Genomic DNA, 18,446 nt, shown 5'->3' on the forward strand with positions numbered 1-18,446 from the left:
TGGACTACTTGCTCCTCTGCAACGCAAAAGCGCAAACAGTACTTGTTCGGAGTACCGACTACCTGTTCAGTGGCCAGCCGATTACGGGCACCCCGTTGATCGTGTACGTGTCTTTTCCTCCATAGCGAAGTCAGGTATTGGCGAACCTTGTTGGCCACTTTTCACCGTGTCAGGGTGGTCCTCGTAAGCCGGAATGGGCAGCATGGCACCGCTGCTTATCCGACCGGTGGCCCCAGCTAGCGTCGGTGGCCTGGGGATAAGGGGACAATCGTGAAGAATACTCCTGCATCATCAGAGCTGATTTCAGTCCGTCTGTTTGGCACGTTTGAAGTGCGCCGCAACGGTGTACCACTGTCCGCTGCTGATATGGCGGGCTGCAAACCGCGGCACATTCTGGAAATACTACTGCTTAATCTGGGCAGTCCTGTGTCAAAAAGCAGGATCATTGAGACCCTATGGGGCGCGGGGGCCAGCAACGGAACAGTAGCGACACTGGAAAGCTATATCAGCGGAATTCGCCGCGCCATACAGCCGGGAAACACAAGGAACGGTCCGCTCCGCACTGCCAATGGCGGCTATGTTCTTGACCCCGCGCTCGTGGACCTGGACCTATCCCGATTCAGTCAGCTGGTTGAAAAAGCGGGTCAGGCAGCGCCAAGGGATGCTTACGTACTGCTGACGGAGGCACTGGAACTCTCAGCTGAGCCGTTGCTTGGTTCAGAACTGGCATTCGACTGGGCCGATGAAGCAAGAGCGCGCCAAGCCGCCGAGCGGCTGGCCGCGCAAATCCAGGCCTCAGAAACTGCTGCCATGCTGGACCTGCCCCAGGAAGCCGTGCGCTGGGCGCGGCTGGCTGTGGCCTCCGACCCCCTCAATGAGCGAGCCTGGACTCTGCTGGTAACAGGTTACGAACGCTCCGGGCTTCCAGCCGAGGGGTTGTCCGCCTACGCACGCTGCCGGCTGATCTTCGACCGGGACCTTGGCTGCGCGCCCGGTCCGGCGCTGCAGGCCGCACACTTGAGGCTCCTGCGCCAGCGGGCTGAGGCCAGCACCGAACTGTCGGAGGTGATGGCAGCGCTAGTGTATCTGGGGGATACTTTGTCGGGGCAGGGGCAGGGGCAGGGGCAGGGGCAGGGGCAGAGGTCCGCCGCCGATTCCGGCCTCACCCACGAGAATGCGGGGCGTATTCTCACTTCATTTCTTCGGAGGGCCCGGGTCGCTGTCTGACGCCAGCCCCTGGCGATGCGGTTCCCCAGCAAGCGTAGCAACGCGTTCCGGGTGGGCGCCGGGGCAGGAGTAGGCTGGGATGACCCGGGATTCGAAGTGAATTTCGGGCTTTCGTGTTGCCTGCGCTTCCCTTGAACCCCACAGGAGTTTCTGCCATGAGCCCCACCGGCCCATCCCATCCCGGTCCGTCGCTTGCCGGACTGCGCAGTGTCCTGGCCGAGGACCACACCTTCGCCCGGGTCAAGGCCGAGGCAGCGCGGGGGTTCGATGTCCGCGGCCAGGACTACCAGATCAGCGCACCGGCCGGACTCCGCGCCGTCCTGCTGGCCGAAATGGCGGACGGCGTGGCCGCCGCAGGGGGAATTCCCGACGGCGGGATCCCGGCCGTGGTCCTTGCCGTCACCGCTACGGGACGCGAAGCAGAAGACCTGACCGCAGCGCTGCGGGCCTATCTGCCGGCCGATGCCGTGGCAGAGTTCCCCAGCTGGGAAACCCTGCCGCACGAGCGGCTCTCACCCCGCTCGGACACCGTGGGGCGGCGCCTGTCCGTCCTGCGCCGGCTCGCGCACCCGGAAAGCTCGACGGCGGGTCCGCTGCGGATAGTTGTGGCTCCGGTACGGGCCGTGGTCCAGCCAATCGTCGCAGGCCTGGGGGAACTGGTTCCCGTGACCCTGAAGGTTGGCCAGGACATGCCTTTCACCGACGTGGTGCGACGGCTCGCCGACGCCGCCTACGCTCGCGTGGACATGGTCACCCACCGCGGGGAGTTCGCCGTGCGCGGCGGCATCATCGACGTGTTCCCACCCACCGAGGACCACCCCATCCGGGTGGAGTTCTTCGGCGACGAGGTTGACCAGATGCGCTGGTTCGCCGTCGCCGACCAGCGCTCGCTGTCAGCCCCGGGCGTGCATCACCCCACCGAACTGCACGCCCCGCCGTGCCGGGAAATCCTCATCACGCCGTCGGTGATGTCACGGGCCGCGACGCTGAAGACCCAGCTCCCAGCCGCAGCAGACATGCTGGAGAAAATCGCCGGCGGCATCGCCGTCGAAGGCATGGAATCCCTGGCGCCCGTGCTGGTGGACGCCATGGTTCCCTTTGTGGAGCAACTGCCGGCCGGGTCGATCTCCGTAGTCATCGAACCGGAAAAGGTCCGCACGCGTGCGCACGACCTCGCGGCAACCAACGAAGAGTTCCTTGAAGCTGCCTGGTCCACGGCTTCGGATGGGGGCACGGCACCGCTGGACCTCGGCTCGCAGGCCTCCGCTGCGCTGCACTCCGCCAGCTTCCGCTCCCTTGCCGAGACCCGCAGCTTCTCCCTAGACCACGAAGTCTCCTGGTGGTCCATCACGTCGCTGGCCACCGACGAGGAGCTCCTGCCGGAGATCGACGTCCTGAACCTGCACGCCCGGGAACCCCGCGGCTACCAGGGCGACGTGGCCGAAATGATGGAGTTCATCGGCTCCCATGTCCGGGACCAGTGGCGGATCGTGGTGGTAACGGAAGGTCCAGGTCCGGCCCAGCGCCTGGCGGAACTGTTCCACGACGCCGATATCCCGTGTGCCCGTGTGGACACCCTGGAGAAGGAGCCGCAGGCGGGCATCATTGAGGTGACCACAGCCGCCGTCGGACGCGGTTTTGTCCTGGACAGCCTCAAACTGGGGCTGCTCACCGAGGCGGACCTGCTCGGACGCACGTCAGCAGGTTCCACCAAGGATATGCGGCGCATGCCGTCCAAGCGCCGGAACGCCGTGGACCCCCTGCAGCTGGTCAACGGCGACCACGTGGTGCACGAACAGCACGGCATTGGCCGGTTCGTCGAACTCATCCAGCGCAAGGTCGCCGGTGGGGGAGACGGCGTCCGCGAATACCTGGTCCTGGAATATGCCCCGTCCAAGCGTGGCGCCCCGGGGGACCGGCTCTTTGTCCCCACCGACCAGCTGGACCAGGTGACCCGGTACGTCGGCGGCGATACCCCGGTTCTCAGCAAGATGGGCGGCTCGGACTGGGCCAGCACCAAGTCCAAGGCGCGCAAGGCGGTCAAGGAGATCGCCGGCGAACTCATCCGGCTCTACTCCGCACGCATGGCCTCCCGCGGCCACGCCTTCGGGCCGGACACGCCCTGGCAGCGCGAGCTGGAGGAAGCCTTCCCCTATGTGGAAACGCCGGACCAGCTGACCACCATCAATGAGGTCAAAGCGGACATGGAGCGCGAGATCCCCATGGACCGCCTGGTGTCCGGGGACGTGGGCTACGGCAAGACCGAGATCGCCGTGCGCGCCGCGTTCAAAGCGGTCCAGGACGGCAAGCAGGTGGCGGTGCTGGTGCCCACCACCCTGCTCGCCCAGCAGCACTACGAGACGTTCACCGAGCGCTTCTCGGGATTCCCGCTGCGCGTCAAGGCGCTGTCACGCTTCCAGAACGCCAAGGAATCCAAGGAAACGGTGGAGGGCGTCAAGAGCGGCTCCGTGGACGTGGTCATCGGCACGCACCGCCTCCTGTCCAAGGATTTTGCGTTCAAGGACCTTGGCCTGGTGATCGTGGACGAGGAGCAGCGCTTCGGTGTTGAACACAAAGAGGCGCTGAAGAAGATGCGCACCAACGTGGACGTTCTGGCCATGAGCGCCACGCCCATTCCCCGCACCCTGGAAATGTCCCTGACCGGCATCCGGGAAACGTCCACGCTTGCCACGCCGCCTGAGGAACGCCACCCCGTGCTGACCTACGTGGGCCCGTACACGGACAAGCAGACGTCGGCCGCCATCCGGCGTGAGCTCATGCGCGAAGGCCAGGTATTCCTGGTGCACAACCGTGTCTCCACCATCGAGCGGACGGCGGCAAAGGTCCGGGAGCTGGTTCCGGAGGCCCGCGTGGAGGTGGCGCACGGGCAGATGTCCGAGAGCCGGCTGGAGCAGATCATCGTGGACTTCTGGGAGAAGCGCTTTGACGTGCTGGTCTGCACCACCATCATCGAAACCGGCCTGGACATTTCCAACGCCAACACCCTGATCGTGGATGGCGCGGACAAGTACGGCCTCTCCCAGCTGCACCAGCTCCGGGGCCGTGTGGGCCGTGGCCGGGAACGCGCCTACGCCTACTTCCTGTACCCGTCCGAGAAGCCGCTGGGCGAGGTGGCGCTGGAACGGCTCAAGGCCGTGGCCACGCACAATGAGCTCGGCGCCGGCATGCAGCTGGCCATGAAGGACCTTGAGATCCGCGGCGCCGGCAACCTCCTGGGCGGCGAGCAGTCCGGCCACATCCAGGGTGTTGGTTTTGACCTGTACATCCGCCTGGTGGGCGAAGCCGTGGCAGATTACCGTGGCGACGCCGAGGAAAAGGCCGCCGAAATGAAGATCGAGCTGCCAGTGAACGCGCACCTGCCGCACGACTATGTGCCGGGGGAGCGGCTGCGCCTGGAAGCCTACCGAAAGCTGGCCTCGGCGTTGACGACGGAAGCGATCGAAGAAGTCCTGGCCGAGCTGGTGGACCGCTACGGGGAACCGCCGCTGCCGGTCCAGAACCTGATTGCCGTGGCCCGCTTCCGGGTGGGTGCCCGCGAAGCCGGCTTGTCCGACGTCGCGCTGCAGGGGAACTTCATCAAATTCTCGCCTGCACAGCTGCCGGAGTCCAAGCTGATGCGGCTGACCCGGATGTACCCGGGTTCCCAGTCCAAGCCTGCCCTGGACGCGGTGCTGATTCCGAAGCCGAAGACCGCCAGGATCGGCGGCCGGGACCTGCAGGACGCCGAAATCCTGGAATGGGCCAACGGGGTCATCCGCAACATTTTCTCCGACGCGCCCCTGGCGGTGAGCTAGCAGTTGATGGGAGGACATCACGCCGCGTCGGGAGCCGCGGCGTGGGTAGCTATTGCTTCGACGGGACCATACACGCTGGGCTGGTATCCGCTGGATGCCACCGGCATCCTGATCGGCGGCATGGCGACGGCGGGAACAGCCCTGGTGTGCGACTGGGACCACCGCCACAGCACGGTGGCGAACTCGCTGCCGCCACTGTCCAATGTGATTGCGGTGGGGATTGAAAACGCCAGCGGCGGGCACCGGCAGGGCACGCACTCCATCCTGGGGGCGGCATTCTTCGTCGTACTGGCCATGATGGCCGGGCAGATCCAGGTGCACACCGGCTGGGGCCTGCTGTCCGTCGGTGCCGGCCTGCTGTGCATGTTCATGATCAACATTGCGGCCAAGGCCCTGAAGCTGTTCCCCAAGTCGGGCTTCATCAGCAACTGGATCTTCGCGCTGACCATGGCCGGCCTGGTGACGTGGTTCGCCCCGGAGCAGTGGACCTGGCTGCCGGTCTCGATGCTGACCGGTGTGGTGGTCCACATTGTGGGGGACATGATCACTACCGGCGGCGTGCCGCTGCTCTGGCCGATCGTCATCAAGCCACCCAGGTTCCTGCGGAAACTGCCGGTGCTCAACGACGTCTGGAAGGCCAACGGCGCGTTTTCGCTGCCGTTACTGGGCCGTGCAGGGTCGCGGCGGGAGTGGCTGGTGCTGATCCCGGTGAGCGCCTACGCCATGGTGGGGATGTGCGTGGCGGCCTGGGCCCTGGCGAAGCAGCAATGGCCGGCAGTCCTCACCGCACTCGGCAACGTGATCCACCCTTAAACAGTCAACGCGGGGTCACATAATGCCCAACAAATCCTTGAGGATGGGCATTATGTGACCCCGCGTTGCTGTTAGAAGCAGGTTGTTACTTCTCGCCGGCTGAATCGGAGCGGCCCATGATGGTCTGCGGTATCCAGTAAGCCAGGAAAAAGAGGCCCAGGCAGGCGGCCATCGGCCAGGGGTTGCCCAGGGTGAGGAAGGACAGCGAGTAGACGGCGCCCAGGAACAGGGCCATCATGACGACAAACAGGCCAATGCTCGTTGCGAGGTTGTTTTCGTTCTCCGGGGTCTGCACCTTGGCACTGCCGGACGCTGTGGTCTTGCTGGACATTCGTTCCTCCTCGGCCCCGCGGGGCTCAAATCTGTAGCGGGCCCGGCGGTGTCAGTAACCGGCTGAACCCTGTTCACCCTTGACGATCGCAATGCCGGAGCTCGCACCAATACGTGTTGCACCAGCAGCAATCATAGCCTGAGCGTCTGCCAGGGAGCGTACTCCGCCGGAGGCTTTGACACCCAGGTCCGGGCCGACGGTCCGGCGCATCAGGGCGATGTCTTCTGCCGTGGCACCCCCGCCGTTGAACCCCGTGGAGGTCTTGACGAAGTCCGCCCCTGCCTCGACGGCTGCCTGGCAGGCCAGGACCTTCTGGTCGTCAGTGAGCAATGCGGTTTCAATGATGACCTTCAGGATGGACCCGCTCGCGTGGACGGCTTCGGCGACGGCGGAGATGTCCTCCACCAGGGCACCCTTGTCGCCGGCCCGCGCGGCGGCGATGTTGATGACCATGTCGATTTCGTCGGCGCCGTCGAGCACGGCACCGCGGGCTTCAAAGGTCTTGACATCCGTAGGAGTCGCCCCCAGGGGAAAGCCGATCACCGAGCACGTCAGCACCCCGGAACCCTTGAGGGCAGTCTTGACCGTCTTGACCCACAGGGGGTTCACGCAGACTGACTTGAAATGGTATTCGGCGGCCTCGGCACACACCTTGAGGATGTCTGCTTCGCTGGCTTCCGGCTTCAGCAATGTGTGGTCGATGTAGGACGCGATGTTTGCCGGTGTGGAGTCCGTACCGGGTCCGCGCTGGTCGGCAGAAATTGCTTCGTTGCCCATGATGGTCCTTTCCTCGTGGCCTCGTGGGCCGCCCGAGCCACGGGGTGCGTGGCAGTTCTGAGGACCATCTTGTCATAGCGGGAGCCCGCTTAGGCGGCCACCGGCACGCCCAAAGCCACGCCCTCTGCCGCACCGTGCTGCCCTGCCACAGCCGACATCAGCTGCGCGGCGCAGGCACCGGCCGCAGAGGCCGCGGCCACCAGGAGTCCCAGCCGGACGCCGTCGAACGTTGCAGCGTCACCGATGGCCCAGATCCCGGGCACGGAAGTCCGGAAATCCTGGCTGATGGCAATCCCGCCGCCAGGGGCCGTGCGGAGCCCCGCGCTTGCCGCGAGTCCGTCCCGGGACACCCGTTCCTCCGCCAGGACCACGATGTCGCCGTTCATGCTGCTGCCGTCGGCGAAGACGATTCCGGCGGTGTTCAGTTCCGGGCCGGGCTGCCGCGGCTTCACCACGGCAGGCCGCACCGTAGTGCGGACCGGGCGGACGCCGCGGGCACGCAGGACCGCCTCCGCCTGTCCTGCCGCGGCTCCGGTACCCACCAGGATTCCCAGCGGCCGCCTGCCCAACTCACTGGTCAGGTCCTTTACCGCTTCTCCGATGCGGGCGGCGTCGTCGATGGTGGAGTAGCTCAGGCAGTGGCCGGAACCCTCAACAGGAGCTTCCTCCGGCGCGGAACCCGTTGCGATCACAAGCTGGTCGTAGCTGAATTCCATCCCGTCAGCCGTAGTCACGGTGCGCGTTCCGGCCTCAATGAAGCTGGCAGGCTGGCCGAACCGTAGCGATACCTGCGGCAGGGATGCCAGCTCAAGTAGCTCCTCAGACATGTCGTCACGGTTGCTCAACATGGTGATGGTTCCGGCGAAACGGGCGCGGTCCAGCTGGCTGACAAGGGCCTGCGCGGCGGGCCCGGCGCCGGCAATGACGATGCGCGGTGCGGTGCGGGAGGTTGCGGAGATGGAGGGGGCGGGTGCGGACATGTGCTGGCCCTTTCGCTGGCGGCCGCAAGGTGGTTCCGGCCGGGAAGTTCGTGATACTCCCAAGCGTAGGCGGCCCGTTTTTCCAGCGTGTTTCGCCCCAATTACGGGAGGGGAGTTTTTGTCCAGATGATGTGCTTAACCGTATGGCCTTGGCCACATTATCTGGACAAAAACTCCGGTGCGGGATGGATCAGACCCGGATCCGGTACCCGCGCTTGACCACCGTCTCCACCAGGCGCCCGTCCGGCAGCGAGGACCGGAGCCGGCTGACCGTCATGTCGAGGGCATGGACGGAGCCTTTGAGTTCTAGCAGGTCCGAGAGCGCCTCCCGGGAGAGGACCGCCCCACCGGCTCCCAGCAGCGCACGCAGCAGCAGCAGTGGCGCGGGTGCCAGCTCAACGGGCTGACCGTCGATCCGCAGGCTGCGGCCGCGCAGCTCGATGTTGCCGGAGCCTGTGTCCAGGCGCCGTACGTGGTTCAGGGCGAGGTGCTCGCACACCAGCCGGATCAGGGCACCCATCCGGAACCGCTCGGGAATGAGTGGGGTGACACCCGCGTCAAGCAGCGGCTGTGCTGTCACGGGGCCAACCACGGCCGTGGTGACGTTGGTCTTGAGGCTGTGGATCAGCTCCTTGTAGACGCCCATCTCGTGCGCCGTGCTCCACATGGCGTCAACGGCGGGCGCACTCGTGAAAGTGAGGACATCCAGGTTGCCGCTGCACGCGGCCTCAATGAGGCGCGGAAGCCGGTCTTCGCCGTCGGGCTTCACCCAGCGGTAGGGGGTCACGGTGAGTACGGTGGCCCCTGACATGCGCAGGCGTTCCAGCTGACGAACGTCCGTGTAGCCGTGGAGCTGCACGGCCACGGTCTTGCCGCGGACGCCTTCGGCGAGCAGCATGTCCACCAGTGTCGCGGTGGTTTCGTCGCTGCTGATTCCGACGTCGGCGAGACCGGCCGCGCGGACGGCGCCGCGGGCCTTGGGGCCGCGGACAAACATCCGGCAGGCGCCAAGGGTTTCCAGCAGTTCCTCACCGATTCCGAAGGAATCGGCCGCTTCGCACCAGCGGCGCATGCCATAGGCCGTGGTGGCGATGCAGAGGTCCGGGCGGGCCGCGATGATGGCCTTGGTGTCCTCGATGAGGCGGATGTCTTCCTGCACCGGCGCGATCTTCAGCGCCGGGGCGTGCAGCACCTCCGCGCCGCGGCGTTCCAGGGCCTCGATGAGGTCCCGGGAGCGCCGGTGCGAGGTCACACCGATGCGGAAGCCCTCGAGGGGGTTGCTTCCGGCGTCCGATGATTCGTCTACCTCGGGCTCAGCTGGTGCCAGTGCGTTCATGGGGGTCAATCCTTTCACGAACCCAGCAGCGAGGCCGCCAGCCTGTCGAGGTCGGCGGCGGCCTCGGCATGCCCGCGGTTGGCTTCAGCCACCCGGACCACCTCGCCAATGACCAGCACGGCGGGATTGCTGCACCCGGCGGCGGCGGCGGTGATGGTGCCCAGGTCCGCGATGGTGGTGCGCTGGCCGGGACGGTAACCGCGTTCGACGACGGCCATGGGCATATCGGGGCGCATGCCGGCTTTCCGCAGCCCGGCAGCGAGCTGGTGCAGGGTCCCGATGCCCATCAGGACCACAATGGTGCCGCCGAGGCCGGCCAGGTGCGTGTGCTCCTTTTCGGTGAGCGGGGCGTGGCCGGAGACCACGGTGAACATGTGGCTGACCTCGCGGTGCGTGACGGGGATGCCAGCGGCCGCCGGCACGGAGATCGCACTGGTGACGCCGGAGATGACGCGGACGGGCACGCCGGCCGCGACGCAGGAGGCAACTTCCTCGCCCCCGCGGCCGAAAACGTAGGGATCGCCGCCTTTCAGCCGGACCACGTTGTTGCCTTCCAGGGCGGCAGCCACCATCAGCTTCTCGATGTCGGCCTGTCCGACCTTGTGGTGGCCGGGCTTCTTGCCAACATCCACCAGTTTGGCCGAGGTCAGGATTGGCAGGTCCTGGCACGGAGCCAGCCGGTCGTAGAACACCACGTCGGCATCGCGGAGGGCGTTGACGGCGCCCACGGTCAGCAGTTCGGTGGTGCCTGGGCCGCCACCCACCAGGGTGACATGGCCGACGGGGCCTGCGGCCGGTTCGGCTGCTACCGGGATGCCGGTTGCCCGGCACCGCTCCAGGAGGGACTCCCAGCCCGGCTGGCCGTCGTCCACCGCGGCGACGAGGAACGGGCGCTCGGGAAGCGGGCCGTCATGCGCGGCACCCTGCGGCGTGCTGAGGCGGGAGACGACGGCGCCCGCGGCTTCGTAGCGGCGGACCGCCTGGCGTGCGGCGTGGTCGGAGCCGGTGACCAGGACTTCGCGGCCGGTGAGATCAATACTGAGCTGCATGCCTATACCTCGTTCTCGTCGCGGGGCCTCATGGGGATGGAAGCCCCGATCAGGACCTTCCCTTTTTCTTCGAGTGTTGCCGGGCGCATCTGTCCGCGTTCGTCGGAGACGAAGGTGATGGAGTCGTCCTTCTGGTCGGGGGCATTGACGAAGGAACGGAACCGACGCAGGCGCTCAGGATCCTTCAGGGTGTCCGCCCACTCGTCCACGTAGGTGTCAACGTGCTTGGACATGGCGGCCTCGAGTTCCTCGGCGATGCCCAGGGTGTCCTTGACCACCACATCCTCGACGTGCTTGATGCCGCCGTCGAGCTCTTCCTGCCAGCGTGCGGTGCGCTGCAGGCGGTCGGCCGTGCGGATGTAGTACATGAAGTAACGGTCGATGTACTTGATCAGCGTCTCGTCGTCGAGGTCCTTGGCGAGCAGCTGGGCGTGGGCCGGGGTGGCGCCGCCGTTGCCGCCGACGTACAGGTTCCAGCCGTCAGCGGTGGCGATGACGCCAACATCCTTGCCACGGGCTTCGGCACATTCACGGGCACAGCCGGAGACGCCCATCTTGAGCTTGTGCGGGCTGCGCAGGCCGCGGTAGCGCAGTTCGAGCTGGATGGCCATGGCCACCGAGTCCTGCACGCCGAAGCGGCACCAGGTGGAACCCACACAGGACTTCACCGTACGCAGGCTCTTGCCGTACGCCTGGCCGGATTCGAAGCCGGCGTCCACCAGTTCCTTCCAGATTTCCGGGAGTTCCTCCAGGCGGGCACCGAACATGTCGATGCGCTGGCCGCCGGTGATCTTCGTGTAGAGGTTGTATTTCTCGGCCACGGCGGCGATGACGCCGAGCTTCTTCGGGGTGATCTCGCCGCCGGCAATGCGGGGGACCACCGAGTAGGTGCCGTCCTTCTGCATGTTGGCGAGGGCGCGGTCGTTGGTGTCCTGCAGGGTGCCGCGGCCGGCGTCCAGGACGTAGGCGCTGTTCTGGCTGGCCAGGATGTTGGCGATAGTCGGCTTGCAGATGTCGCAGCCGGCTCCGGTGCCGTACTTGGCCATGATCTCTTCGAAGGAGGTCAGTTCCAGGACGCGGATGGCGTCGAAGAGTTCCTGGCGGGAGAGTTCGATGTGCTCGCAGAGGGCCTTGGAGACCTCGACGCCGGACTTGGTCAGTTCGGTTTCCAGCAGCTTCTTGAGCATGGGGACACAGGAACCACAGCTGGTTCCGGCGCGGGTGCAGCCCTTGAGTTCGCCGAGTTCCTGGACCGGGGCGTTGCCGTCGCAGGCGCCGCAGCCGTTGACGGTGTCGCGGATGGTTCCGGCGGAGACGTTGTTGCAGGAGCACAGGATGGCGTCGTCCGGGAGCTCGGTGTCCGGCGCGTCGCCGCCGCCTGCTGCCGAGAGGTATGCGCCGGGCTCGGCGCTGAGCTCGCGGCCCAGGAGCGGGCGCAGGCTGGTGTAAGGGGTTGCGTCGCCCACGAAGATGCCGCCCAGGAGGGTCTTGGCGTCGTCGGTGGTGACGATCTTCTGGTAGACGCCGCGGGCGGGGTCGGCGTAGACGATCTCGAGTGAGTGCTCGGTCTTGGCAAAGCCGTCACCGAAGCTGGCCACGTCCACACCGGAGAGCTTGAGCTTGGTGGCGGTGTCGAAGCCGGGGAACGTGGCCTCGCCGCCGTGCAGGCGGTCGGCGACGATCTCGGCCATGGTGTTGGCGGGGGCAACAAGGCCCAGGCACATGCCCTCGAAGTTGGCCACTTCACCGATGGCCCAGATGCCCGGTACTTCGGTGGCGCAGGAGTCGTCGATGACCACACCGCCGCGCTGGCCCAGGCTGAACACCTGTTCGTCGCCCTCGGCGGCGCGGAAGAGTTCGTCGCGGGGCCGGACGCCGATAGCCACGATCACCATGTCTGCATCGATGATGCGGCCGTCGGCCATGAGGACACCAGTGACCTGGCCCTCGTCATCGGACAGGACTTCCGACGGGAACACTCCGCCGTGGACTTCAAAGCCCTTGGCCTTGATGAGCCGGCCCATAGCCTGGCCCGCTCCTTCATCGAGCTGCGTGGCCATCAGCCACTGCGAACCGTCGATGACGATCGGCGTGGCGCCGAGCTGCTCTGTGCCGGCGGCCGATTCGAGCCCGAGGAGGCCGCCACCGATGGTGACGGCGTTGACCTTGCGGCCGAGCTTTTCCGTGAGCTCGGTGATGGCCTTGTTAATGGCCCATACGTCTTCCAGCGTCCGGTAGACGTGCGTGAGTTCGTTGCCGGGGATGGGGAGGCGGGCGGCATTCGAGCCGGTCGCGACCACCAGGTGGTCGTATTCGAAAGTGTTGCCCGCAGCGGTTTCCACCGACTTGGCTTCGGCATTGATTTTCACCACGCGCTCGCCGGTCTTCAGGTCCAGGGAAGCGTGGTCCCACATGGAAGCCGATCCCAGCGTCAGGTCGACCTCGGTGTCGGTGAGGGCCTTGGAGAGCGCCACTCGGTCATAGGGCAGGTGGGCTTCCTCGGTGAGGACCGTGACATGCCAGCCTTCGAGGCCACGGGAATGCATGGCATCGGCGAAGCGGTGGGCGGCGGGGCCGCCACCGGCGACGACGATGCGGCGCGTGTTCTCTGTGCTTGAAGTCTGTTCGGTCACTGTGGGCCTTTCGCATGGGCCGCAGACGGTATTCTGCGACCTTCTCTGACGAGGTGTCCATTCAGACTACGGAGACGCAGTTTCGCTTCAGTTTCCCAATTGTTTCGTGGGCTTAACTTCTGCATCACGAACACATTTCCGGGCGGGTGAGGTCTCTTTTACCCGCCGGACACATTCACTGCATGCCGCTGAAACACCTGCTGCCTATGTTGTTAGTACGGCCATAAAGGTGGCCCAACACGAAGACAGACAAGCACGGGGAGTTGAACCGGACATGACGGCAACACTGGAAATTGGGGCACTCGCCCCCGACACCACCGAAACCGCTGCCGGCTGGCACAGGGTTTGTGCCGTGGCGGAACTCGAGCTCGCCTGGGGCGAAGCGGCGCTCATCGCGGGCCGCCAGGTGGCGCTGTTCCGGACCGGCCCCAGCGAGGTTTTCGCGGTGGCACATGAGGACCCGGCGACGGGCGCCCACGTGATGGCCCGCGGCATTCTGGGATCCCGCGGCACCCGGCCCACCATCGCCTCGCCGCTGCACAAAGAGGTCTACGACCTGGAAACCGGCGAATGCTTCGGAACCGCGGCTGTGCGCCTGGAAACGTTCAGGACCCGCATTGCCGATGGTTTCATCGAGGTAGCGGTTTAGCTGCTCCCGCTACAGCCCCAGGGCCTCGCGGACATCACCGATCACCGCATCGAGGGCGAGGCGTGCCGCCTGCCGGGCCTCCGGCAGCTCGGCGGCTGATTCCACGGGCTGGAGCACCTCGAGGTAGCATTTGAGCTTCGGTTCCGTGCCGCTGGGCCGGATAATCACGCGGGTTTGGTCCCTGGTCAGATACAGCAGTCCATCGGTGGGCGGCAAGTGCTCGCTCCCTTCAGCCAGGTCCACAAACGTCTCAACTGTGGAAGAGCCAAAAGCCTCGGGCGGGCTGACCCGCAGGCGGTTCATCATGGCGTCCAGCAGGCCCAGGTCCGCCACCCGGATGCTCAGCTGATCACTGGCATGCAGCCCGTGCTGGAGGTAGAGCTCATCCAGCGTGTCGAAGATGGTTTTGCCCTCGGCCTTGGCGGCGGCGGCCATCTCCGCGATGATGACTGCAGCCGAGATCCCGTCCTTGTCCCGGACCAGGTCCGGCGCAACGCAGTACCCCAGGGCTTCCTCATAGCCGTACAGCAGTCCCGGCACCCGGGAAATCCACTTGAATCCGGTCAGTGTCTCCTCATGCGCGTAGCCTGCCGCCGCGGCAATCCGGGCGAGCAGCCGGGAGGACACGATGGAATTGGCGAACACGCCGGCACCTTCAGCGTCTGCCCTGTCGCTGTCGCCGTCGCCGCCGTCGGGCGTTTCGGCGCCGCCGGCCGCGAGCCGGGCCACGATGTGTGCCCCGAGCAGCGCCCCGACCTCATCCCCGCGCAGCATCCGCCAGGCGCCGGTATCGGGATCCTTTGCAGCCACCGCAGCACGGTCGGCGTCGGGATCGTTGGCCAGGACAATATCGGCATCCAGGCGGGCGGCTGTCTCCAGCGCCAGGTCCAGGGCGCCCGGTTCCTCCGGATTGGGGAAGCTCACCGTGGGAAAGTCCGGATCCGGTTCGGCCTGCTCTGCAACAAGGGTGACCTCGGCAAAGCCCGCCGCATTGAGCACCGCCACGGCGGTTTCCCCACCGACGCCGTGCATGGGGGTCAGGACAATTCGCAGGTCGCGATAAGGGAAACGGGCCGGATCGGCGAGTGCCGCCGTCGCGCGCTGATAATCAGCCGCAACCGACGGATCCAGCACAGTCCAGCCGTCCGCGGCGAGGGCGATGGACTCCAACGCTCCCACGGCCTCGATCCGCGCGGCGATGCGTGCATCGTACGGCGCCACGATCTGGGCTCCGCGGCCGCTTTCCTCGACGGCGTGGCGGCCAAGGTAGACCTTGTAGCCGTTGTCCTGCGGCGGGTTGTGGCTGGCGGTGACCATGACGCCGCCGTCGCAATCCAGGGCCCGTACGGCGAAAGCCAGCAGGGGGGTGGGCAATGCGGCGGGCATCAGAAAGGTGTCAATCCCGGCGGCGGTGAGGATGGCTGCCGTTTCCTCGGCGAAGATGTCCGAGTTGTGGCGGGCGTCGTAGCCGACGACGGCGCGTGGCCGGGTTCCGGGTGCAGCCTCGCCTACGGCATCAGCCAGGAAAGCGGCAAATCCGGCGGCTGCCCGGCGCACCACCACACGGTTCATCCGGTTCGGTCCGGGGCCCAGGGCGGCGCGAAGGCCTGCGGTGCCGAACTGCAGCGTGCCGCTGAAGCTGTCGGCCAGATCCTGCATCGCGGCGGGGGAACCGTCCTCGGCGAGCTGCAGCAGCTCCGTGAGGGCGGCGGCTGTGGCGGCATCCGGATCATTGGCAGCCCATTCGCGGGCGTGGCTGAACAAGGAAGCGGCATCGGAGGACGTCATGGGTCCACGCTATCGTCATTGCTCCCGGAACGGTCCTGAACACTCGCCGGTGACGGCGGAAACACCCGAATCCTTGACAGCCCGTTTTCTGGACACGTAATGTCGCGAATATGAAAATGGGGCAGGGAGTGGAATGGGGGCTTCACAGCTGCGTCAATATGTCCTGGACGCCGCCGGGGGAACCCGTGAGCAGTGCCCGTCTGGCCGAGTTCTACAAACTTCCGGCGGCGTACCTGAACAAGCAGCTCCAGGCCATGGTGCGGGCCGGGATCCTGGCCTCGGTCTCCGGGCCGCGGGGCGGCTTCTCGCTGGCCAGGCGTCCGGACCGGATCTCCGTCCTGGACGTGGTCCTGGCCATCGAGGGAATCGAGGATTCCTTCCGCTGCGACGGCATTCTCAGGGATGCCCCCGGCGGCGACATGGACGCCGACTACGCGCGGACCTGCCTTATTTCGCAGACCATGCGCCATGCCGAGGTCACGTGGCGGACAGAGCTCTCCCGGCAGAGCATCGCCGGGATCGCCCAGTCGATTGAACGCCGGTTTCCCGAGGCCAGGGCGGAGACGGTCAAGCAGCTCGTCGGGGCCAGGTCCTGATCATTCCCCAGGCAACGCGGGGTCACTTAACGCCCATGGGACGGCCTCGGATGGGCGTGAAGTGACCCCGCGTTGACCTAAAGCTTGGCGATGATTCCGGCCAGCAGTTTGGAGATGCGCGGCCCGGCGGCCTGGCCGGATTCGAGGACTTCCTGGTGGCTGAGCGGCATGGGGCTGATGCCGGCCGCGAGGTTGGTCACCAGTGAAATGCCGAACACCTCCATGCCGGCATGGCGGCCCGCTATCGCTTCGAGGGCCGTTGACATGCCCACCAGATCCGCCCCGATCCGCTTGGCGTACTGCACCTCCGCAGGGGTCTCATAGTGCGGTCCGGAGAACTGGACGTAGACGCCCTCGTCCAGCGAAGGATCCACTTCACGGGCGAGATTCCGGATGCGTGAACTGTAGAGATCTGTCAGGTCCACAAACGTGGCACCTTCCAGCGGGGAGGCGCCGGTGAGGTTTATGTGATCTTTGATGAGGACAGGTGTGCCCGGCACCCAGCTTTCGTTCATGCCGCCGCAGCCGTTGGTCAGAACCAGGGTCTTGCAGCCGGCGGCGGCCGCCGTGCGGATGCCGTGGACAACGGCGCGGACGCCCTTGCCTTCGTAGTAATGCGTCCGGGCGCCCAGGACCAGGGCCCGCTTGCCCTCCTTGGTCAGCACCGAACGGATGGTGCCCACATGACCCACCACGGCCGGGGCGTGGAACCCGGGGACCTCGTCCGCGGGCAGGGTGGCGGTGGTCTCGCCGATGAGGTCGGCGGCTTCGGCCCAGCCCGACCCCAGGACCAGGGCGACGTCGTGCGTAGCCACTCCGGTCTTTTCGGCGATGTAGTCAGCGGCGGCGCGCGCGGCGTCGAATGGATCCATGGTCAGGAAGTCTGCATTACTCACTGGTACAAACTATCGTGCCGCCATCGATGTGCACAGCGTCACGGGTGCCGGTGATGCGCCCCATGAATCGGGCACTTTATTGATGTCCCGGCGCAGTTAGGGAGAGAATGGTTGATTGTGACTACGCACCCAGACTTCAGCTCACCCCGGATCGCAATCCTGGGAGGTGGCCCCGGCGGATACGAAGCCGCCATGGTCGCAGCCTCCCTGGGGGCGCAGGTCACCATCATCGAACGCGCGGGCATGGGCGGCTCGGCGGTGCTCACCGACGTCGTGCCTTCCAAGACCCTGATCGCGACGGCGGATCTGATGACCCGCGTCGGGGAGGCGGGGGAGCTGGGAGTGAAGTTCGACGTCGACGGCGGCGACTTTGTGCCCGTGATGCGCGCCGATCTCAAACACATCAACGACCGCCTGTTGGGCCTGGCCCGGCAGCAGTCCAGGGACATCACCGCCGGACTCGAACATCAGAATGTCCGTATCCTGATCGGCTCCGGCAGGCTCGTGGACAGCCACACCATCGAAGTCCTGACCGCCGAAGGCACTGAGACGGTGGAAGCGGACACCATCCTGCTGACAGTGGGTGCGCATCCGCGGGAACTGCCTACGGCCCGGCCGGACGGCGAACGCATCCTTAACTGGGCCCAGATCTACAACCTCGACGAACTTCCCGAGGAACTCATCGTGGTGGGTTCGGGCGTCACCGGCGCCGAATTTGCCTCCGCGTACAACGGCCTGGGCTCCAAGGTCACCCTGATTTCCAGCCGCGACCGGGTGCTGCCGGGTTCAGATACCGACGCAGCGGAGGTGCTGGAAGAAGTCTTCGAGCGCCGCGGCGTGCGCGTACTGTCCCGTGCCCGCGCGGAGACCGTGGAACGAACGGACGACGGCGTTGTGGTCACCCTTGGCGACGGCTCCAAGGTCACCGGAAGCCACTGCCTTGTCTGCGTGGGCTCCATCCCCAACACCGCCGGAATTGGTCTTGAAGAAGCAGGCGTGGAGCTCTCAGAGAGCGGCCATATCAAGGTGGACGGCGTATCCCGCACCACCGCGCCGAACATTTACGCCGCCGGCGACTGCACCGGTGTGCTGGCGCTCGCGTCGGTGGCCGCAATGCAGGGCAGGATCGCGATCGCCCACTTCCTGGGCGACGCCGTGACCCCCATCAAGCTGCACCAGGTGGCGTCCAACATTTTCACTTCACCGGAAATCGCCAACGTGGGGGTCTCCGAGGCCGAGATCCAGTCCGGTCAGTACCAGGGCGACATCGTCAAGCTCTCGCTGAAGAGCAATGCCCGCGCCAAGATGCGCAACAACAAGGACGGCTTCGTCAAGATCTTCGCCCGCAAGGGCTCCGGCACCGTCATCGGCGGTGTGGTGGTGGGTCCGAACGCCTCCGAGCTGATCTTCGCCATCTCCATCGCGGTGAAGCAGAAGCTTCACGTGGACGACGTCGCGAGTACCTTCACCGTGTACCCGTCCCTCAGCGGTTCCATCTCGGAAGCGGCACGGCGCCTGCACGTCCACATTTAACCGTTCTGCGGTAGCGTGGCCGC

14 protein-coding genes are annotated in these 18,446 nt (G+C 66.1%); 6 read left to right on the top strand and 8 right to left on the bottom strand.

Translation table 11 applies throughout. The annotated features are described in order from the left end of the window. The first annotated feature begins 270 nt into the window (after nt 1-270). The 3 genes from J2808_RS14155 (at nt 271) to J2808_RS14165 (ending at nt 5,855) form a co-directional block, all read left to right on the top strand. A complete protein-coding gene (locus J2808_RS14155) occupies nt 271-1,227 on the top strand; it encodes an AfsR/SARP family transcriptional regulator (RefSeq protein ID WP_309817730.1) in 957 nt (318 codons plus the stop codon). Nucleotides 1,228-1,382: 155 nt separating this feature from the next. After that, nucleotides 1,383-5,042 (top strand): transcription-repair coupling factor, encoded by a 3,660-nt coding sequence (gene mfd, locus J2808_RS14160; RefSeq protein ID WP_309817733.1) that lies wholly within the window; start codon nt 1,383-1,385, stop codon nt 5,040-5,042. A 6-nt stretch (nt 5,043-5,048) separates the two neighbouring features. After that, nucleotides 5,049-5,855 carry a metal-dependent hydrolase gene (locus tag J2808_RS14165; RefSeq protein WP_309817737.1) on the top strand — a complete coding sequence of 269 codons (807 nt, stop codon included), beginning with the start codon at nt 5,049-5,051 and terminating at the stop codon, nt 5,853-5,855. 85 nt (nt 5,856-5,940) lie between these two features. Here the strand turns inward: J2808_RS14165 and J2808_RS14170 are convergent, their stop codons facing one another. From J2808_RS14170 to nirB, 6 genes are all read right to left on the bottom strand, one after another. Continuing rightward, entirely contained in the window at nt 5,941-6,186 is a 246-nt protein-coding gene (locus J2808_RS14170; protein WP_309817739.1) for a hypothetical protein, read from the bottom strand. Nucleotides 6,187-6,237: 51 nt separating this feature from the next. After that, nucleotides 6,238-6,963, bottom strand: a complete 726-nt coding sequence (gene deoC, locus J2808_RS14175; protein ID WP_309817742.1) for a deoxyribose-phosphate aldolase — start codon at nt 6,961-6,963, stop codon at nt 6,238-6,240. A gap of 89 nt (nt 6,964-7,052) precedes the next feature. Beyond that, nucleotides 7,053-7,943, bottom strand: a complete 891-nt coding sequence (locus tag J2808_RS14180; protein ID WP_309817744.1) for an FAD-dependent oxidoreductase — start codon at nt 7,941-7,943, stop codon at nt 7,053-7,055. A 190-nt stretch (nt 7,944-8,133) separates the two neighbouring features. After that, nucleotides 8,134-9,279 carry a uroporphyrinogen-III synthase gene (locus J2808_RS14185; RefSeq protein ID WP_309817746.1) on the bottom strand — a complete coding sequence of 382 codons (1,146 nt, stop codon included), beginning with the start codon at nt 9,277-9,279 and terminating at the stop codon, nt 8,134-8,136. Nucleotides 9,280-9,293: 14 nt separating this feature from the next. After that, the gene (gene cobA, locus J2808_RS14190; RefSeq protein ID WP_309817748.1) at nt 9,294-10,328 is read right to left on the bottom strand and encodes a uroporphyrinogen-III C-methyltransferase; all 1,035 of its coding nucleotides are present in this window, start codon (nt 10,326-10,328) and stop codon (nt 9,294-9,296) included. Nucleotides 10,329-10,330: 2 nt separating this feature from the next. Next, a complete protein-coding gene (gene nirB, locus J2808_RS14195) occupies nt 10,331-12,961 on the bottom strand; it encodes a nitrite reductase large subunit NirB (RefSeq protein WP_309817751.1) in 2,631 nt (876 codons plus the stop codon). Nucleotides 12,962-13,235: 274 nt separating this feature from the next. On the opposite strand from nirB, the gene nirD reads away from it, so the two are divergent. Then, entirely contained in the window at nt 13,236-13,610 is a 375-nt protein-coding gene (gene nirD / locus J2808_RS14200; RefSeq protein ID WP_309817754.1) for a nitrite reductase small subunit NirD, read from the top strand. Between the two features lie 9 nt (nt 13,611-13,619). Here nirD and J2808_RS14205 read toward each other — a convergent pair whose 3' ends face one another. Next, nucleotides 13,620-15,398: a phospho-sugar mutase gene (locus tag J2808_RS14205; protein ID WP_309817756.1), complete on the bottom strand. Its 1,779-nt coding sequence runs from the start codon at nt 15,396-15,398 to the stop codon at nt 13,620-13,622. 116 nt (nt 15,399-15,514) lie between these two features. On the opposite strand from J2808_RS14205, the gene J2808_RS14210 reads away from it, so the two are divergent. Then, the gene (locus J2808_RS14210; protein ID WP_309818311.1) at nt 15,515-15,994 is read left to right on the top strand and encodes an RrF2 family transcriptional regulator; all 480 of its coding nucleotides are present in this window, start codon (nt 15,515-15,517) and stop codon (nt 15,992-15,994) included. A 77-nt stretch (nt 15,995-16,071) separates the two neighbouring features. Here the strand turns inward: J2808_RS14210 and J2808_RS14215 are convergent, their stop codons facing one another. Next, a complete protein-coding gene (locus tag J2808_RS14215; protein ID WP_309817761.1) occupies nt 16,072-16,890 on the bottom strand; it encodes a purine-nucleoside phosphorylase in 819 nt (272 codons plus the stop codon). A 117-nt stretch (nt 16,891-17,007) separates the two neighbouring features. Here J2808_RS14215 and J2808_RS14220 point away from each other — a divergent pair, with 117 nt between their 5' ends. Then, the gene (locus tag J2808_RS14220) at nt 17,008-18,423 is read left to right on the top strand and encodes an NAD(P)H-quinone dehydrogenase (RefSeq protein WP_309817764.1); all 1,416 of its coding nucleotides are present in this window, start codon (nt 17,008-17,010) and stop codon (nt 18,421-18,423) included. Nucleotides 18,424-18,446: the final 23 nt, after the last annotated feature.

The sequence above is a fragment of the Pseudarthrobacter sulfonivorans genome, from assembly GCF_031454915.1.
GTDB lineage: Bacteria > Actinomycetota > Actinomycetes > Actinomycetales > Micrococcaceae > Arthrobacter > Arthrobacter sulfonivorans_C.

Coding starts and splice junctions, on each gene's coding strand:
- J2808_RS14180 (WP_309817744.1), bottom strand. CDS start 7,943: ATGTCCGCACCCGCCCCCTCCATCTCCGCAACCTCCCGCACCGCACCG.
- deoC (WP_309817742.1), bottom strand. CDS start 6,963: ATGGGCAACGAAGCAATTTCTGCCGACCAGCGCGGACCCGGTACGGAC.
- nirD (WP_309817754.1), top strand. CDS start 13,236: ATGACGGCAACACTGGAAATTGGGGCACTCGCCCCCGACACCACCGAA.
- J2808_RS14185 (WP_309817746.1), bottom strand. CDS start 9,279: ATGAACGCACTGGCACCAGCTGAGCCCGAGGTAGACGAATCATCGGAC.
- J2808_RS14205 (WP_309817756.1), bottom strand. CDS start 15,398: ATGACGTCCTCCGATGCCGCTTCCTTGTTCAGCCACGCCCGCGAATGG.
- J2808_RS14210 (WP_309818311.1), top strand. CDS start 15,515: ATGGGGCAGGGAGTGGAATGGGGGCTTCACAGCTGCGTCAATATGTCC.
- mfd (WP_309817733.1), top strand. CDS start 1,383: ATGAGCCCCACCGGCCCATCCCATCCCGGTCCGTCGCTTGCCGGACTG.
- J2808_RS14170 (WP_309817739.1), bottom strand. CDS start 6,186: ATGTCCAGCAAGACCACAGCGTCCGGCAGTGCCAAGGTGCAGACCCCG.
- cobA (WP_309817748.1), bottom strand. CDS start 10,328: ATGCAGCTCAGTATTGATCTCACCGGCCGCGAAGTCCTGGTCACCGGC.
- J2808_RS14165 (WP_309817737.1), top strand. CDS start 5,049: ATGGGAGGACATCACGCCGCGTCGGGAGCCGCGGCGTGGGTAGCTATT.